We start from the raw sequence: 16,983 nt of genomic DNA on the forward strand, positions 1-16,983 counted from the left end.
GGACCGCCCGGCAGGTTCGGCTCGGCACCGTTCTGAACGTTCAGAACAGCGAACGCCCAGGTCAGCAGTGCCGCGTGATGGCCGGGTCGGGCGCCTCCCCGACCCGCAACTGGGACGCGGGGACGTACCCCCACCCGTACAGCTCGGGCCGTCCCGTCGCCCGGTCGCCCTGCGTGTAGTACCAGACGTCGTTGCCGCCCTCGTGCGCCTGGCCGCGCGTCCAGCAGATGAACCAGCTCGGATCGGTCTCCAGCACGGCGACCTCGGTACCGAACTCCGCCTTCTCGTACACGCCGACGCGGGGCCGGTTCGGGCACTGGAACATGTACTGCCACGTCTGCTTCGTCCGCAGGTCCTCGATGGTCTCGCTCAACCGCCGGCACCCCTCCCCGGACGCACTCGCGACAGCGACCCAGACAACGGCCCCCGCAACCAGAACCACGGCACCCCCGGCAGCGACCCACCGCCCCCACCGCCGCCGCGGTCGCGGCGAGCCCCCGGCGGCAAGCACCCGCCACTGAGCGCCCCACCTCTCGGCCTCCGCCTCGACAGCCGCCGATTCCCCGTACCGCAGGCACGCCTCGACGAACCGGACCGTCGCGGTCTCCGGCGGCGTGGTCAGCGGGTTCTTCCCGATCAGCGTGGAGACCGCGGCGGGCGACAGCCCGTCAACGCGCCCGCACAGCGCGCGGTACTTGGGCCGCCCGCACCATTCGTGCAGCGCACGGAGCCGGGCGGTGAACTCCGCCCAGGTGGAAGCGTCCTCGGGAGCGGGCGGGGGTCCGGACACAGCGGGCAAGGAACACTCCTGTGGTCAGGCGGGGGCCACTCATAGTGCTACCGGTCAACCCCGCATCCCGCCACAGCCAGAACCCACCGGATCGGCGACCCGAAGCCCATGCCGGCCACATTGAGGTCGCTTCCGTACCGCGCCCAGAGCCGCCGAGCAATCTCAGCAACCAACGCCCGAGCCGCCACCCACTCCTCACGAGAGGCCACACCAGGCATAGTCAGCCGACACCTCAAGGCGGTCAAGCACTAAAGCCCGAGGGCATCTACCCACCCCACAACCACCCGCAGCCCTTCAAGGACCCGAGCGCCAGCAGACGCTGGGCGGGGGTGGGTGGGCGGGGGAGGACGGCGGAGACCGGGGGGCTCCGGGGGTCGCCCCCCGGAAAGACACGGCGGGCCCCGGCGAAGATGAGCAAAGCTCATCGAGCAGCCTGACCCGCCTCGAGCTCCCGCGATTGGACTCGAACCAATAACCTGCCGGTTAACAGCCGGCTGCTCTGCCGATTGAGCTACGCGGGATCGTGCGTCCGGTGGGGCGTGTGCCCCTGTCGGCGGGTCTAGGTTAGCGCATGTGAGGGGGTCTTCGCGCACGCGTTATGGATGGGCGGGCGGATGGCGGGTATGGGGGTGGTCACGATTCCGCCGTCAGTGGGAGTTGGCATGAAGACGCGCATGATGTTCATGGCAGGCGCCGCGATCGGATACGTCCTCGGGACGAAGGCGGGGCGCGAGCGGTACGAGCAGTTGAAGCGGCTGTCGCAGCAGGTGTCGGAGAACCCGAACGTGCAGGAGGCCGCGGGGATGCTGCGGGCGAAGGGCGAGGAGTTCGCGGGTGCGGCGCGCGGGAAGGCGAACCATCTGAAGGAGCGCGTGCCGGAGCAGGTGCAGGGCCGCAAGGCGGACCGGGAGCGGCCTGAGGTGTTCCCCGGTTAGAGGCCGGTCTGGCGGCGCAGTTCTTCGAGGGCTTGTTCGGCTTGGGCGCGTAGGCCGGGGTCGGTCGGGTCCATGCCCGCGTCGAAGACGAAGGTCCAGCGGACGTCGCCGCCGGCTGCGGGGCGCCGGCCGGCGATGCGGACCTTGCCGCCGGGGAGTTGGGCCTGGTGGCTGACCGCGATGGTGGCGGTGACGCGTTCCCGGACGGTTTCGGGGACGGAGCCGGGGTCGGTGAGCCGGATGTGGTGCTCGGGGCCGCCGGTGGTCTCGTGGACGTGCAGCCAGCCGTCCTTCCAGGTGGCGTGGTCGACGCGTTCCCAGGGGACGCGGGTGAAGCCGCCGGACGGGGTGGGCAGGTGCAGCGCGGTGGTGGTGGCGGCGACGTGGGAGCCGCCGCGGGTGGGGGCGGACGCGAGGACGCGTTCGCCGCGTTCGAGGGTCAGCGCGGCGCGGACTTCGGCGGGCAGTGAGCCCCGGAGCAGGCGCATGTGTTCACGGTAAGCGATCAGGCGGCCTGGGGTGCACGGCGGGCCCCCAGTAGGTCGAGGACGAGGGCGGCGGACCAGGCGTAGTCGTGGCTGCCGCGGCCGGTGCCGTCGAAGGGGTCGAAGAACTCGCGGAAGCCGGATTGGCGGACGAGCCGCATGGTGGAGCCGTAGAGGAGGTCGGCGACGACGGGGAGGCCGTGGCCGAGGGCGCCGTACCAGACGAGCCAGTTGGTGCTGATCCAGGTGGGGCCGCGCCAGTAGCCGGCGCGGTCGAAGGCGGGGGCCTGGATGTCGCAGGTGGGGACGGGGTAGCCGGCGGCGCCGGCGAAGCGGGCGGACAGCAGGAGGTCGACGAGGTCGCGGACGATGGGGGCGGGCAGGTCGGGGTCGAGGAGGGGGCCGAAGGAGCCGACGGTGATGACGGGCAGGAGCCGGTCGTCGCGGAGGTCGCGGGCGCGGAAGCAGCTGGTCTCGGGGTCCCAGAGGCGGTCGAGGACGGCGCGGTGGACGCGTTCGGCGCGTTCGCGGTGCGGGGCGGGGTCGGTGCCGATGATCTCGGCGATGTCGGCGAGGGCGTGGGTGGAGGCGAGGTAGATGGCGTTGACGAGGGGGTCCTCGACGGCGAAGGGGTGGGTTTCGCGGAGGTAGCCGGGTGCGTAGGCGGCGTCGCGCATGAGGGCGACGAGGCGGACGTAGCGGTCGTAGTCCTCGCCGGTGGGGAGGGTGTGGGGCTGCTGGGCGGGGGCGTAGGAGGTCGGGGGGAGCCGGAGGGCGGCGAGGGGGCGGTCCCAGGCGGGGCTGTTGTCGAGCCCTGATTCCCAGGGGTGGCAGATGGCGATGAGGCCGCTGGCGGCGATGTCGCGGACGCGGGCGAGGTAGCGGTGCTGGGCGGCGAGCATGGGGTAGAGGCGGGCGAGGAAGGCGCGGCTGCCGTCCGCGTCGGTGGCGCTTTCGTGGAGGCGGAGGGCGGTGAGGGCGTGCAGCGGCGGCTGGGTGAGGCCGGAGGTGTGGACGCCGCGGGGCGCGTCGGGCTGGTGTTCGCTGCGCCACAGTTCGGGGCCGGGGAAGAACGCGTGCCGGGCGAGGTTGGTGTTGAAGACGATGTGCGGGAGCATCCCGTCGGCCCATTGGCCGCGGAAGAGGGTGAGCAGTTCCGTCTCGGCGCGGTCGCGGCGGTGGCGGGCGAGGCCCATGCTGATGAACGCCGCGTCCCAGCTCCACTGGTGGGGGTAGAGGCCGGGCGACGCGGCGGTCGCGGTCCCTGTCCAGTTCGCGTCGAGTACCCGGGCCGCGGCCTTCCACAGCGCGGTCTCGTCACCGGTCAGACGGGAGCTCATGTGGTCCAGGTGACCTCCTCGGCGAGCGGGGGGCTCTCACCGTGATTGTCACCTCAGATCGCGGTGACGGCGACCCCTGAAGGTGTGTCGATTCTCAACGGGGTCGGCGAGTGGTCCGTGATTATTTACGGTTCGTTGACGCGGGCCAGGAGCCATTCGGCGATCTCCTGGCCTGCGGCGATGCCCCGGCCGGACGTGACGGCGGTGGTGGGGGACGTCCAGCCGGTGTCGTGCAGTTCGCCGTGGGCGGGGCGGATCGACCGGTCGGCGGCTTCGAGGAGTTCGGTGTCGAGGAGGGAGTCGCCGGCGGCGAGGGTCGCGGTGGCGCCGGTGCGGCGGGCGACCTCGTGGGCGGCGGCGGCCTTGGTCAGGCAGGCGGGCAGGCAGTAGACCTTGCGGCCTTGCAGGGACGTCCGCCAGCCCCGTTCGGCGCACCAGCCGGTGAGGTCGTCGACCCATCCGGGCGGGAGGGCGGCCCGGTCGACGACGGTGTAGGCGAACAGGTCGGATGCCGTGCGCTGCTTCAGGACGAAGTCGCCGCCGGTCTGGGCGAGGTGGTGCTGGACGTCCGCGAGCGGGGCGCAGCCGTCCGCGACCTTGGAGCGGACAGCCCGTGCCCATTCGGGGTCGTCCTCGCCGTCCACGAGGATGTGGCCGCCGTTGGCGCAGATGGCGTACGCGGGCGGCTTCTCCAGCAGGTGTATGCGCCGGTACTGCTCGGGTGTGCGCGTCGTCGTCGGGACGAACGCGGCGGCCGTCGCGAGTGTTTCGAGTGTCCGTGCTGAGGACTCGGTCATGTAGGAGAGCGGCGCGCCCTGGTAGAACTCCACGCAGAGCAGGCGCGGCATGGCCTCGTCCGGGCCGTCCAAGGCGAAGGCGGCCGCGGAGTAGATGAGCGTACGGTCGAGGTCGGAGCACACCAGGACGGTCACTGGACGGCTCCCTTTCCGAAGCGCGGGTGGATGAGCCCCATGCACGCGTAGGGGAACCGTTCGGGCTCGACTTCATGGACGGGCACGCCGCGTTCGTCGGCGAGCAGCCTGATGTGCGTCACTTCGGGGCCCGCGTCCGCGCGGACGAGCACCTTCCACGGGACGCGCCGCAGCAGCACCCGGGTGGTCTCCCCGATCCCGGGCTTGACGAGGTTCAGGTCGTCGACGCCCTCGGCCTCGGCGCAGCGCGCGACGGCCTCCCACCCGGACCAGTCGGGCGCGCGGTCGGCGGCGCGCAGGTCGGGCAGGTCCTTGGCGACGCGTTCGGCCACGTCGGGGAACCGCGCGCACACGGCGTCGAGGAACAGGGCGGACACGTCGTCGCCGGCCAGTTCCCGGTAGAACTTGGCGCCGTGGAAGTCGTCCGGCCCGATCAGCTCGGCGTTCAGGACGGTCCGGCTGACCAGGCCGGACACGGTCGAGTTGAGGCACGCGGACGGGATCAGGAAGTCGTCGCGGGTGCCGTAGAGGGACGTGCAGCGCCCCGGGTCGGCGAGGACGGCGAGGTCGGCGGGGAACGGGGTCGGCGCGAGCGCGGCGGTCAGCTCCCGCGTGATCGCGCCCTTGCCGGTCCAGCCGTCCACGAACATCACGGACGCGGGGTCGTGGTGCTCGGCGAGGTAGCGCAGCGCGACGGCGTCGATGCCGCGGTCCCGGACGATGCTGACCGCGTAGTGCGGGAGGTCGAGGCCGTGCGCGTAGCGGGCCCAGCGGCGCAGCAGGATCCCGACGGGCGTGCCCGCGCGGGCCAGCGACACGAGGACGGCGTCCGGGCCGCGCTCGGCGAGGACCATCTCGGTGACGAGCCCGGCCGCGTAGGCGAGCCGCTCCGCCGACGCCTCCAGCGCCCGGTGGAACAGCCGCCGGTACTCCGGGCCCGGCTGGTATTCGACGGGGAGCGACTCGGCGTAGTGGGCGCGTCCCGCCTGGATCGCCGCTTCGCGCTCCTCCGTCGGCGCCTCCAGCCGCACATGCGAAAGGTCCTTGAGCAGCCAGGCGACGTCCTCGGCCTGGTAACTGCCGAAGGACGGCCCGTACAGCGGCTTCACGTGTCCCTCCTGTAGGCGGGGACGGTGGCGACCAGCACCGGCGCAAGCGCGCGCAGCCGTTCCAAGAGCCCGCCTGCGAGCGCCTCGGTGTCGCCGATGTCGTCCACCACGAAGATGATCTGGTCGAACCCGCGCTCACCGGTGCCAGGGGCCACGTTGTAGGCGTACCGCTCCCCCGGCCCGTCGGCGGGGTCGTCGTGTGAGGGGAACACCAAGCGGGTTCTTATCGCGTACCCGGGGTCGTCTACGGCGAGCACAGGCGAACGCGTGGTCGTGGAGTAGCGGACGTCCACGTCCGGCAGGGTGTCGGCGAGCGCCTCCGCCAGACGCAGCGGCGCGTACATCAGCTCCTCGAAGCCCAGTACGAGAACCCGTGACGCCCCTGGGACGAGCTCCGCCGCGAGGACGTCCCCCATGCGGGCGAGGTCCTTCTCCAGCCGCGTCCGGTGCTCGGGGAGGAAGCCGTGCCGGCCGCCGTCCGGCAGGTCGGCGGGCCAGTCCAGCGCAGCCCGCGCCACCTCGGACTGCGCGCCACCAAGGGCGGCGGCAGAGCCACCGGACATACCGGCAACGAGCGACTGCCCCGCCTCCAGGATGCCCTCTGGAAGCTCCACGTGCCCCCCGGCCAGTGCCACCGCGTCGATGCGGGTGCCAAGACGGTCGGCGAGAGCGTCCATGCGCGCCCTGTCGGCGGGGTCGCGCAAGTCGACCAGGGACGCCAGGACGTAATGACCCCTCGGCCGAGCGGCGTGCAAGGTCTCGATGGTGTTCAGCACCGTCCGGCCCGTGGACAGCTCGTCGTCCACCAGCACCACCGGCAGGTCCCGGTCGAGCATCACCGGGTCGGCCGGCAGCAGCAGGTGGCTCGTGGCGTGGCTGTGCTCCTCCTCGAACCCGCCGTAGGCCGCGAAGCCCGGCACGGGACGCCGCGTCGAGTGCAGGTAGTAGGCGCCGCCCAGAGCGTCCGCAACCGAATGCCCCAGTGCGGTGGCGGTCTCGGCGTAGCCCAGGACGATCGCGTCCACAGGGCTCTTTGGAGCACGCATGAGGTCGCGCAGCCCCGCGGCGGCCCCGGACGTGCCGCGCAGGGCGTCCGAAAGCAGCGCACCGGGATGGGACGGCTCCTCGCCCGCCAGGCGCGCGCGCACGAGCTCGCCCAGCAGCAGCCCCGACCCGTACACCAGCCGCGGATCCGTCGGGACGTGCTTGCCCAGCACGGCCGAGACCAGCAGGTGCGCGCGGCGCGGATTGCGGCGCACCGCCAGCCCCACCAGCGACGACAGCCCCGCCCCGGCCGGGGACGCGCCGTCCGCCAGCCGCACCCCGAGACGCGCGGAGACCCAGGACGCGGTCACCGGCTGCCCGCCGCTTCCAGCAGCTCGACGAACGTGACGCCCTCCGCCGCGACCCCGAACACCTGGGCCCGCAGCATCAGCCGCTGCGCCCACGCCCGGTGCGGCTTCGCCTCGTTCATCTTGTTCGCGTACGAACTGGCCATCGCCCCGCCCCCGGCGACGCCGAGGATGTCGGCGGCGTCGCAGTACTCCTCGTGCGTCACCACCGACAGCGCGTGGACGGCCGCCACGTGGCTCGGGTGGATGACGGTCTTGCCGGTCAGGCCGTTGGCCTTGTCCAGGTGGACCTCGCGGATCAGGCCGTCCAGGTCCGAGGTGATCAGCCGCTGCCGCAGCGGCGCCGCCTGCTGCGCGTCGAACGGCGACTGTCGCAGCTGCGGCTTGAACATCCGCTCCCCCGCCGAGAAGTACTCCCACACCGGGCCGGTCACCACGTATCCGGTGCCGTCGGCCCGGCCGAGGACGTTCACCACGTCGCAGATCACGTTCGCGACCGGCCGGATGTCGTAGATCGTGAGGTCCGGCGGCCGGCGCAGCCCGTAGGCGGCGGACATGTCGGTCGCGCCGATGCGGACCGCGAGGACACTCGGCCGGTGCTTGGCGAGCAGCCGCGCCACGTCGTCCAGCATCTCCGCGCGGGACTCGGCGTACACCGCCTCCGGGCTCTCGATCACCGGCATCGCCAGCAGCCGCCGCCCGGTGCGGTCGGCGGCGTCGGCGAGCGCGTCGAGGAACGCTCCACCGGACACCGGCGTGAACTTCGGCAGCACGAACCCGCTGACCAGGTCGGCGGCGCCGCCGAGCCGGCGGAGCAGGTCGCCGATCTGCCGGGGGTCGCGGATCCGGACGAACAGCAGCGGCACGTCCGCGCCGCCGGCGTGCAGCGTCCGGAACTGCGCCACCAGGTTCGCCTCGCCGGCCGCGACCTCCGCGTCGGCGATCGCGTCCTCCAGGCAGACGACCATGCTCATCACGCCGCGCCCCGCCGCCCGCTCGACGTCGGCGGCGAGGGCGGGCCTCGTCGCCGGGCAGTACAGCGTCGCGCCGAGCGCGACGGCCAGCACCGCCGGGTCGTCGTGCCGGTCGAACGGGCGCGGGTGCCGGTAGAACAGGTGCTTGCGACGCGCGGCGTCGATGTGGTCGAAATGCCGCATGGCCGCGCCCGTCACACCCGCCGGATCACAGGTGCGCCGACACGGCGGGCAGCAGGTGCTGGAACGTGCGCCCGGTCGCGGTCGCGCCGATCGCCGTCATCGACCAGCCCTGGCCGTCCCGCGATACCTTCGCCATGATCTGCGCGTTGTGCTGGCCGGCGCCGCTCAGGTCGTAGCGGGCGATCTCCTGCCCGGTGCTCTCGTCGACGAGCCGGCAGAACGCGTTGGCGATCTGCGAGAAGTCCTGCCCGGTGAAGGAGTTCACCGTGAACACCAGCTGGGCGACGTTGGCGGGGACGCTCTGCAAATCGACGTTGATGACCTCGTCGTCGCCCGCGCCCTCGCCGGTCAGGTTGTCGCCGGTGTGCTGGACGGAGCCGTCCTTGCTGCGCAGCTGCCGGAACCAGACCTGGTCGGCGAGGTTCCCGGCGGCGTCGAACAGCAGGCAGGACGCGTCCAGGTCGATCGACTGGGCCTTGCCCTTGCCGAACAGGCCCTTCTTGGCGACGGCGTCCCAGCCGAGCCCCATCCGGACCCGGGTGAGGGTCCCGCCGCCGGGTTTGGCGAGCGAGACCTTCTGCCCTTTCTGCAGCGAAATCGACATCGTTGGCTCCTTCGGTGGGTCGTGCCGGGCGCGGGCGGGGATCCGCCGGTCAGACGTTGCTGGAGTGCAGCTGCTTGCCGTCCCCGGACGGCGGGGCCTCGACGTCGCCCTCGCCCCGGTTGCGGACGATGGAGCTGATGAACGCCGCGATGATCAGCCCGGCGCCGAGCCCGCCGGTGATCCATTCGGGCACGTGGTGCCCGATGCTGATCAGCATGCAGACCGCGAGTGCGCCGATCGCCCAGTGCGCGCCGTGCTCCAGGTAGACGTACTCGTGCAGGGTGCCCTTGCGGACCAGGAAGACCGTCAGCGACCGGATGTACATGGCGCCGATGCCGAGGCCGAGCGCGATGACGATCGGGTCGGTGCTGATCGCGAACGCGCCGATGACGCCGTCGAAGCTGAACGAGGCGTCCAGCACCTCCAGGTAGAGGAACAGGAAGAACCCGGCCTTGCCGGTGGCCAGCGCCAGCGAGCTCGGCCCGGACCGCCCGGCGGGCGCCGCCTCCCGGCCCTCGCCGGCCGCGCCCTCGGCCGCCTCGTCCTCGTCCTCGTCGTCCTCGCCCGCCTCGGAGAACAGCTCGCCGAGCCCGTTGACCAGGATGTAGGTCACCATGCCGAGCACGCCCGCGATCATGACGTTGCCGGGGTCGTCGGCCGACAGCCACGACACCAGCGCGAGCGAGCCGCCCGCGACGACGACCGCCAGCTGGTCCAGCTTCCCGATGCGGGCGAGCGGCCGCTCCAGCCACGGCAGCCACTTGTCGCCGCGCTCCTCGAACACGAAGTTCAGGAACAGCATCATCAGGAACATGCCGCCGAACGCCGCGATCATCGGGTACGCGTCGTTCATCAGCTGGTGGTAGCGGTGCGAGTCGTTGAGCGCCAGGTCGAACGCCTCGACGGGGCCGAGCTTGGCGGTGATGCCCACGATGAGCAGCGGGAAGACCAGCCGCATGCCGAACACCGCGATCGCGATGCCGATGGTGAGGAAGATCTTCTGCCAGAAGGGGCTCATCCTGTCGAGCACCTTGGCGTTGACCACGGCGTTGTCGAACGACAGCGAGATCTCGAGGATGGCCAGGACGGCGACCAGCGCGAGGCCGGTCGGCCCGTCGTAGAAGAAGGCGGCCAGCAACCCGAGGGCCGTGACGCCGAAGGACCAACCGAAGGTGCGAAGAATCATGCGCGTATTTCTGCTAGAGAGGACGGCCGGGCGGGGCGGCCGGGATGCGGGGTGCGCCGGCCTCAGCCGACGTTGACGCCGAAGTCCATCGCGATGCCGGCCAGACCCGAGGCGTACCCCTGCCCGACGGCCCTGAACTTCCATTCGCCGTTGTGGCGGTAGAGCTCGCCGAAGACCATCGCCGTCTCGGTGGAGGCGTCCTCGGTGAGGTCGAACCGGGCGAGCTCGTTGCCGTCGGTCCGGTTGACGATCCGGATGAAGGCGTTGCGCACCTGGCCGAAGCTCTGGTGCCGGTTGTCGGCGTCGTAGATCGACACCGGGAACACGATGCGCTCGCACTCGGCCGGCACCCCGGTGAGGTCGACGTTGATCGACTCGTCGTCGCCCTCGCCCTCGCCGGTCAGGTTGTCGCCGGTGTGCTCGACCGAGCCGTCCGGGCTCCGCAGGTTGTTGAAGAACACGAAGTGCTGGTCGGAGATGACCTTGCCGGTGCCCGCCAGCATCAGCGCGGACGCGTCCAGGTCGAAGTCGGCGCCGGTGGTGGCGCGGACGTCCCAGCCGAGGCCGACGGTGACCGCGGTGAGGTTGGGCGCGGCCTTCGTCAGCGAGACGTTGCCGCCCTTGGCGAGTGAGACTCCCATGTTCGGGCCGTTCCCTTCCTGAAGTTCCTGGTGTGGTGTGCTGCGCCGGCCGGGGGCGCCGGCGCGGTTCGGACGGGGTGCCGACCGGACGGCGGTTCCGGTCGGCGGTTCCGGTCGGCGGGGGCGGGTCAGAGGTTGACGCCGAAGTCCATCGCGATGCCGGCCAGCCCCGACGCGTAGCCCTGGCCGACCGCGCGGAACTTCCACTCCGTGCCGTTGCGGTACAGCTCGCCGAAGACCATCGCGGTCTCCATCGAGGCGTCCTCGGACAGGTCGTAGCGGGCCATCTCGGCGCCGTCGGCCTGGTTCAGCACCCGGATGTAGGCGTTGCGGACCTGCCCGAAGTTCTGCCCGCGGCTGTCGGCGTCGTAGACCGAGACCGCGAACGCCACCCGCTCGGCGGCGGCCGGCATCGCGCCGAAGTTGACCTTCAGCTGCTCGTCGTCGCCCTCGCCGGCGCCGGTGGTGTTGTCGCCGCTGTGCTCGACCGCGCCGTCGGGGGTGCGCAGGTTGTTGAAGAACACGAAGTGCTGGTCGGTGATGATCTTGCCGGAGCCGTCCAGCACCATGGCGGAGGCGTCGAGGTCGAAGTCCGTGCCGGTGGTGGTCCGCAGGTCCCAGCCGAGACCGACGATCACCGCGGTCAGTCCGGGCGCCTGCTTGGTGAGCGAGACATTGCCGCCTTTGCTCAGGCTGACGGGCACGATGGGCCTCCAAGATCGCATGCCGTATGGGGACGCCGACCCGGCGCCCAGCATTATCGACGTAGCAGCGATGCTATCCGTTCCATCCGTTGTCGACCTGTGACGCGGAACGCCCCGGGCGGCGGCCGGACGCCCACCCGGGGCGCGAAACACGCGCGGTCTGGGCCAGACTGGGCAGGGACGAGAGGAGGCAGCGTTGCGGGGACCGGGCGACCAGCGCCGCCGGGGCGGCAGGGGCGCGCAGGCGGCCGCTGCGGCAGTCGAGGCCAAGGAGGCGGCGGCGGCCGCCTTCTACGACATGGACCAGGCGCAGAAGTACCTCGGCGGCCGCGTCACCGTCTTCGAGGACCTGGACGCGGCCGCGGCGGCGCCCGTCCGGCGGGAGTTCGACGGGCTGTCGGAGGCCGCCGACGCCGCGTCCATCGCCTACATCTCCGTGCTGGACGCGCACGACGTCGATGACCAGGACCGGTCACCGGCCGAGTACGACGCGGCCCGCCGCGCGTTCGTGGCCTCCACCGAGCGGCTCCAGCAGGTCACCGGCAACCTGAACGGCTTCGCCGAGCGGCTCGCGCCGCGGATGGCCCGGCTGGAGGCCGCCCTCGACCAGCTCCCGCCGCGGCTGGCCGCCGCCCGCGAGGCGGTCGCCGCCGCCGACGCCGCCGTCACCGCCGCGCGGGAGGCGGGGATGGACGCCGCCGACCCGGAGGCTGAGCTCGCCCGCGCCCGGCAGGTCCTCGCCCAGCTCGGCTCGAAGGGGCTCGGCGGGCTCGGGCTGGACGGCGCCCTCCGCAAGGCCGAGGAGGTCCGGGAGATCGCCGAGCGGGCCCGGGAGGCCGCCGCGGAGCTGCCGCAGCTGGCGCAGAAGGTCCGCAACTCGCTCGCCTCCGTCCGGACGCGGGCGGACGCCGCCGCGAACCGCGTCGGGCCCGTCCGGGAGGCGATGCGGGTGCTGCTGCGCGGCTACTCGCAGGCCTGCTGGCAGGACCTCAAGGGCGCGCCGGAGTCCATCGAGGCCGCCGTCACCCGGGCCCGGGAGCGGCTGAACGAGGCGTCCGCGCACGTCGCCCGCACCGAGTGGAAGCAGGCGCAGCGGGCGCTCACGGCCGCGCGCACCGAGCTGAACGCCGCCGACCGCCGCGCCGGGCAGGTCACCGGCCGGGTGGAGGAGCTGAAGGCGGTCGCCGCCGACCCGGCCAAGCCCGCCGAGAGCGCCCAGTTCGCCGTGCGGGACGCGCAGCGGCTCGCCATGGCCCAGCCGGGCGGTCCCGCGCCGCAGCACGTCCGGGTGCTGGACGGGCTGGTCGAGCGGCTGGAGAACGCGCCGAAGCGGCTCGGCGGCGCCCATCCGGACTACTGGGCCTACCTCCGCGAGCTGGAGTCGATCAAGACCGCCGCCGGGGACGTCGTGACCCGCATCCGCTCGGAGCGGGCCGGGCAGGGTTAGCGCCAAGGCCCGCTCCTGCGCGTCCTAAGTGAACAGGGTGTCGCCCCAGAAGCCGCCTTCGCGGACGCCCGGCGGGCACGCGTAGACACCCGATCCGACGTGCTGGATGTACTCGTTCAGCGCGTCGGTCGCCAGCGACTGCTGGATCGGGATGAACCCGGTGCGCGGGTCGCGCTGGAACGCGATGAAGAACAGGCCCGCGTCCAGCCGGCCGAGGCCGTCGGACCCGTCGGTGAAGGAGTAGCCCCGCCGCAGGATCCGCGCCCCGCGGTTGGAGTCGGGGTGCGCCAGTCGGACGTGCGCGTCCGGCTTCATCCGGGACAGCACGGGCTTGTCGCGCTCCTTCGCCTCCCCCACGGGCGCGCCCTCGCCCTTGTTCCGGCCGAAGATGTCCTCCTGCTCGCGCAGGGACGTCCGGTCCCAGGTCTCGATGTGCATCCGGATGCGGCGGGCGACGAGGTAGGAGCCGCCCGCCATCCACGCCGCGCCGTCGCCCTTCCCCGCCCAGACGTGCTCGTCGAGCAGCGCCGTGTCGGTGGAGCCGATGTTCTCGGTGCCGTCCTTGAACCCGAACAGGTTGCGCGGGGTCTGCGCGTCCGGCGTGGTCGAGGACGTCTTGCCGAACCCGAGCTGCGACCAGCGGACCGAGACGGTGCCGAACCCGATCCGCGCGAGGTTCCGGATCGCGTGCACGGCGACCTGCGGGTCGTCCGCGCACGCCTGGACGGCGATGTCGCCGCCGCTGCGGTCGGGGTCGAGACTGTCGCCGGGAAAGTGCGGCAGGTCGACGAGGGCGGCCGGGCGGCGCGCCTTGAGGCCGAACCGGTCCTTCCCGTCCTTCTCGAACAGCGTGGGCCCGAACCCGATCGTCAGCGTGAGCCGGGACGGGGGCAGGCCGAGCGCCTCGCCGGTGTCGTCGGGCGGCGCGACCGCCGGCCCGCCGACCGCGCCGTCCCCGACCGGCCTCCCGGCGGTCATGGCGGCCGCCGCCTCCGTCCACTCCTTCAGCATCCGGACGAGCCGGTCGCGGTCGCCGGTCGTCACGTCGAACGCGGCGAAGTGCAGCCGGTCCTGGACGGGCGTGGCGATGCCCGCCTGGTGCGGGCCGCGGAACGCGACGGCCGCGCCGGCGTCCGCGTCCCCGTCGGCGAACGCCATCCGGTCGATGCCCGCGCCGGCGGCCGCGCCGACGAGCAGGCTCGCGCCGGAGAACCCCAGCATCCGGCGCCGGGACAGTCCCGGCCGCGCCTCGGTCATCTCGCCGCCGCCTCTCCGGTCCCGGTCACTTCGCGACGGCTTCGGCGAGCTTGGACAGCGGCTCGCCGAGGGCGTTCACCGCGTCCGCCAGCTGCTTGCGGTCGTCCTTGCCGACCTTGTCGTAGGAGACGTAGCCGTCGCCCTCCTCGTGCTTCTCCAGCAGCCCCTCGACCTTGGCGAAGTTGTCGTCGAGGTCGCCCGCGAGCTGCGCGTCCCGCTCCTGGACGACCGGCTTGAGCAGGTCGTAGATCTTCTTGGCGCCGTCGACGTTGGCCTTGAAGTCGACCAGGTCGGTGTGGCTGAACGCCTCCTCCTCGCCGGTGACCTTGCCGGTGGCGACCTCGTCCAGCAGCTCCTTGGCGCCGCCCGCCATGTCGTTGACGGGGTCGAGGGTGAGGCCGGGCAGCCGCGACTTCAGCGTCCCGAGGTCGGCGAGCAACTGGTCGCCGTACTTCTCCTTGCCCTTGACCGAACCGTCCTCCCAGAGGGCCTTCTCCAGCAGGTGCCAGCCGGACCAGTCCTTCTTCTCCTCCGGCTTGAGGTCGGCCTCGCGGGCGTCGACCTTCGGGTCGATGTCGCCGAACTTCTCCGCGACGGGCTCGATCGTCTCCCAGCCGACGCGGGACGGGGCGTACAGTCCCTTGGCCTTCGCGACGTCGCCGGCCTTGACGGCGTCCACGAACTGGCGGGTCTTGGCGATCGTGTCGTCGAGCTGGACGATCACGAACGCCTTGTAGTCGGCGGCGGCCTTGGTGAGCCGCGCGTCGGCGCCGCCGGCGGCCGCGCCGGTGACCGTGACGTTCTGGGACGGGCCCTTGCCGGTCTGCCCGGCGCTGCACAGCAGCTTGAACTGCCCGGCGGGCAGGTTCACGACGAAGTCGACGCTGGTCCCCGGGCCGATGTTCTCCCGCTCGGCGAGGATCTTGCCGTCCGGCTTGAGCACCTCGAACTCGTTGACCTTGGAGCCCTTGTTGGTGACCTTGAAGGTGGTCTTGCCCGCGGTGAGGTCGGTCTTGGCCACCTCGCACGCGTCGTCGGTGGCCGTCACCGGGATGGCGCCCGCGGCGCCCGCGGCGTCCGCCTCGTCCCCGTCACCGCCGCACCCCGTGAGCAGGGACATCGACACGGCGGCGGCGCCGGCGATCGCGAGGACGGACACAGGGCGCATCAGGGACTCCAGGGGGCGAAGCAGATGGTTAGGCTCACCTAAATTAGCGAAGCCTGTCCTCAGCCCGTCAAGAGGCCCCCGGGCGACGGGGCCGTGCCCCGGCGGGGCGGTTCAGCGCGGCCGGTCCTGGATTCCCATCGTGAGGTTGCGCGCGGCCATCGGCGGGCCGCCCGGCTGCGGGTCCCCGTACGGCGGGAGCTGGCCCTGCTGCGGGGCCTGCCGCTGCTGGTACTGCGGCGCCTGGTCGCGCTGCCGGCCCGCGGGCTCGGCCCAGACGGCCGTCCCGTACGCGCAGACCTCGAACCCGCCGCCCACGGCCGCGGTGTCGAAGCGCATCCCGACCACGGTGTTGGCGCCCCGGCGGCGCGCCTCCTCGCCGAGCCGGTCCACCGCCTCGCGGCGCGCGGCCGCGAGGCCGGCCGCCGGCCGCTCCCCCGTCACCCGGAACGTCGCGCTGCTGCCGGGCTGCGGCGCGGCGCCCTGGTCGCCCTGGCCGGCCTGGAGGGCCGTCGCGAGGACCTCCCCGAGCACGCTCCTGATCTCGTGCCCCGGCACCCCGTCAGTCGTCACGATCAGCATGTCACCACGGTAGATCACCGCTCGGACGAAAAGCGACAAAATGCCGGGACAGGCCCCGGGAGGACGGCCCGGCGGGCCGCCCTCCCCGGGCCGGCCGTCACTCCAGATACTCGCGGAGCATCTGCGCGCGGGACGGGTGGCGCAGCTTCGCCAGCGTCTTGGACTCGATCTGGCGGATCCGCTCCCGGGTCACGCCGAACTCGCGGCCCACCTCCTCCAGGGTGCGCGGATGGCCGTCCGCCAGGCCGAACCGCAGCTGGATGATGCGCTGCTCGCGGTCCGACAGGGTGCCGAGGATGTCCTCCAGCTGGTCCTGGAGCAGGATGAACGCCGCGGCCTCGATCGGCACGACGGCGTCCGCGTCCTCGATGAAGTCGCCGAGGTCGGAGTCCTCCTCGCCGATCGGCGACTGCAGCGAGACCGGCTCCTGGGCGATCCGCTGGATCTCCACCACCCGGACGGGCGACAGCCCCATCTCCAGGCCGATCTCCTCGGGCGTCGGCTCCCGGCCGAGGTCCTGGTGCATCTGCCGCTGCACCCGGACCAGTTTGTTGATCGTCTCCACCATGTGGACCGGGATGCGGATCGTCCGGGCCTGGTCGGCGATCGCCCGGGTGATCGCCTGCCGGATCCACCAGGTGGCGTAGGTCGAGAACTTGAACCCCTTGGTGTAGTCGAACTTCTCGACCGCACGGATGAGTCCGAGATTTCCCTCCTGGATCAGGTCGAGGAAGAGCATTCCCCGGCCGACGTACCGTTTCGCGATCGAGACCACCAGCCGCAGGTTGGCCTCGATCAGCCGTTGCTTCGCCCGCACGCCCTCGCGGGAGAGCATTTCGAGGTCGATCAGCTCGCCGCGGGCGAGGACGGCGGTACGCGCCATCTTCTCCTCGGCGAACAGTCCCGCCTCGATCGATTTCGCCAGTTCTACTTCTTCTTCTGCCGTGAGCAGCGGTACGCGACCGATCTCTCTCAGGTAGATCCGAACCAGGTCGCTCGTCGGCGCCCGCTTGCCGAGGTCTCCCTCATCCGCTCGCGTGACGTCCTCGGTCTCCTGCTGGGATTCGAGGACCTCCACCCCCTGCTCTGCGAGCATCCGGACGACCCGCTCCAGCGAGTCGTCCGGCAAGTCCGAGCGATCGAGCGCGGCAGCGACGTCCTCGACGGTCACACCGCCGCGCTCTCTGCCGCGTGCGACGAGGTCCGCCACCTGATCAACCGATGGCGCCTCGCTAGGCAGCACCGAAGGGCCCACGCAGACAGTCTGCGTCAAAGGAGGGCTAGATCACAGGACCCA

At 72.1% G+C, this 16,983-nt stretch carries 17 protein-coding genes and 1 tRNA gene; 2 read left to right on the forward strand and 16 right to left on the reverse strand.

Annotation, left to right across the window (positions count from 1 at the left end; translation table 11 throughout):
* Positions 1-61: 61 nt before the first annotated feature.
* Positions 62-799, reverse strand: a complete 738-nt coding sequence (locus ACGFI1_RS03180; protein WP_392782408.1) for a hypothetical protein — start codon at positions 797-799, stop codon at positions 62-64.
* Positions 800-1,238: 439 nt separating this feature from the next.
* A tRNA-Asn gene (locus ACGFI1_RS03185) sits at positions 1,239-1,311 on the reverse strand.
* 141 nt (positions 1,312-1,452) lie between these two features.
* Here ACGFI1_RS03185 and ACGFI1_RS03190 point away from each other — a divergent pair.
* The gene (locus ACGFI1_RS03190) at positions 1,453-1,725 is read left to right on the forward strand and encodes a YtxH domain-containing protein (protein ID WP_138641282.1); all 273 of its coding nucleotides are present in this window, start codon (positions 1,453-1,455) and stop codon (positions 1,723-1,725) included.
* Here the strand turns inward: ACGFI1_RS03190 and ACGFI1_RS03195 are convergent.
* The 10 genes from ACGFI1_RS03195 to ACGFI1_RS03240 form a co-directional block, all read right to left on the reverse strand.
* On the reverse strand, positions 1,722-2,213 hold the full coding sequence (locus tag ACGFI1_RS03195) for a hypothetical protein (protein WP_301175415.1): 492 nt from the start codon (positions 2,211-2,213) through the stop codon (positions 1,722-1,724). The two genes, ACGFI1_RS03190 and ACGFI1_RS03195, sit on opposite strands and share 4 nt — an antisense overlap.
* A 17-nt stretch (positions 2,214-2,230) precedes the next feature.
* Positions 2,231-3,550, reverse strand: a complete 1,320-nt coding sequence (locus ACGFI1_RS03200) for an MGH1-like glycoside hydrolase domain-containing protein (RefSeq protein WP_392782411.1) — start codon at positions 3,548-3,550, stop codon at positions 2,231-2,233.
* Positions 3,551-3,675: 125 nt separating this feature from the next.
* Entirely contained in the window at positions 3,676-4,482 is an 807-nt protein-coding gene (locus tag ACGFI1_RS03205) for an HAD family hydrolase (protein WP_392782414.1), read from the reverse strand.
* On the reverse strand, positions 4,479-5,591 hold the full coding sequence (locus ACGFI1_RS03210) for a cysteine protease StiP family protein (RefSeq protein WP_392782417.1): 1,113 nt from the start codon (positions 5,589-5,591) through the stop codon (positions 4,479-4,481). The genes ACGFI1_RS03205 and ACGFI1_RS03210 overlap by 4 nt, the downstream gene beginning before the upstream one ends.
* Positions 5,588-6,946, reverse strand: coding sequence for a phosphoribosyltransferase family protein (locus tag ACGFI1_RS03215; RefSeq protein WP_392782421.1), 1,359 nt, complete (start codon positions 6,944-6,946; stop codon positions 5,588-5,590). The genes ACGFI1_RS03210 and ACGFI1_RS03215 overlap by 4 nt, the downstream gene beginning before the upstream one ends.
* The gene (locus ACGFI1_RS03220; protein WP_387067473.1) at positions 6,943-8,100 is read right to left on the reverse strand and encodes an HpcH/HpaI aldolase/citrate lyase family protein; all 1,158 of its coding nucleotides are present in this window, start codon (positions 8,098-8,100) and stop codon (positions 6,943-6,945) included. Before ACGFI1_RS03220 ends, ACGFI1_RS03215 begins: the two co-directional genes overlap by 4 nt.
* 25 nt (positions 8,101-8,125) lie before the next feature.
* Complete coding sequence (locus tag ACGFI1_RS03225) at positions 8,126-8,704, reverse strand: TerD family protein (protein WP_138634840.1); 579 nt, start codon at positions 8,702-8,704, stop codon at positions 8,126-8,128.
* Between the two features lie 49 nt (positions 8,705-8,753).
* Positions 8,754-9,890, reverse strand: coding sequence for a DUF475 domain-containing protein (locus ACGFI1_RS03230; RefSeq protein WP_138634844.1), 1,137 nt, complete (start codon positions 9,888-9,890; stop codon positions 8,754-8,756).
* 62 nt (positions 9,891-9,952) lie between these two features.
* Positions 9,953-10,531, reverse strand: coding sequence for a TerD family protein (locus ACGFI1_RS03235; protein WP_138634847.1), 579 nt, complete (start codon positions 10,529-10,531; stop codon positions 9,953-9,955).
* A gap of 128 nt (positions 10,532-10,659) precedes the next feature.
* Positions 10,660-11,235: a TerD family protein gene (locus ACGFI1_RS03240; protein WP_138634850.1), complete on the reverse strand. Its 576-nt coding sequence runs from the start codon at positions 11,233-11,235 to the stop codon at positions 10,660-10,662.
* 196 nt (positions 11,236-11,431) lie between these two features.
* Between ACGFI1_RS03240 and ACGFI1_RS03245 the strand changes: the two genes are divergently transcribed.
* The gene (locus tag ACGFI1_RS03245) at positions 11,432-12,682 is read left to right on the forward strand and encodes a molecular chaperone DnaJ (RefSeq protein ID WP_392782424.1); all 1,251 of its coding nucleotides are present in this window, start codon (positions 11,432-11,434) and stop codon (positions 12,680-12,682) included.
* A 24-nt stretch (positions 12,683-12,706) separates the two neighbouring features.
* On the opposite strand, the gene efeB is transcribed toward ACGFI1_RS03245, so the two are convergent.
* The 4 genes from efeB to rpoD form a co-directional block, all read right to left on the reverse strand.
* The gene (gene efeB / locus ACGFI1_RS03250; protein ID WP_392782427.1) at positions 12,707-13,939 is read right to left on the reverse strand and encodes an iron uptake transporter deferrochelatase/peroxidase subunit; all 1,233 of its coding nucleotides are present in this window, start codon (positions 13,937-13,939) and stop codon (positions 12,707-12,709) included.
* Positions 13,940-13,964: 25 nt separating this feature from the next.
* Positions 13,965-15,107 (reverse strand): iron uptake system protein EfeO, encoded by a 1,143-nt coding sequence (gene efeO / locus ACGFI1_RS03255; RefSeq protein WP_392782430.1) that lies wholly within the window; start codon positions 15,105-15,107, stop codon positions 13,965-13,967.
* A gap of 111 nt (positions 15,108-15,218) precedes the next feature.
* The gene (locus tag ACGFI1_RS03260) at positions 15,219-15,686 is read right to left on the reverse strand and encodes a YbjQ family protein (RefSeq protein WP_301175422.1); all 468 of its coding nucleotides are present in this window, start codon (positions 15,684-15,686) and stop codon (positions 15,219-15,221) included.
* A gap of 97 nt (positions 15,687-15,783) precedes the next feature.
* A complete protein-coding gene (gene rpoD, locus ACGFI1_RS03265) occupies positions 15,784-16,929 on the reverse strand; it encodes an RNA polymerase sigma factor RpoD (protein WP_138634938.1) in 1,146 nt (381 codons plus the stop codon).
* Between the last annotated feature and the right edge of the window lie 54 nt (positions 16,930-16,983).

The organism is Actinomadura geliboluensis (assembly GCF_043197915.1).
Taxonomy (GTDB): Bacteria; Actinomycetota; Actinomycetes; order Streptosporangiales; family Streptosporangiaceae; genus Spirillospora; species Spirillospora geliboluensis.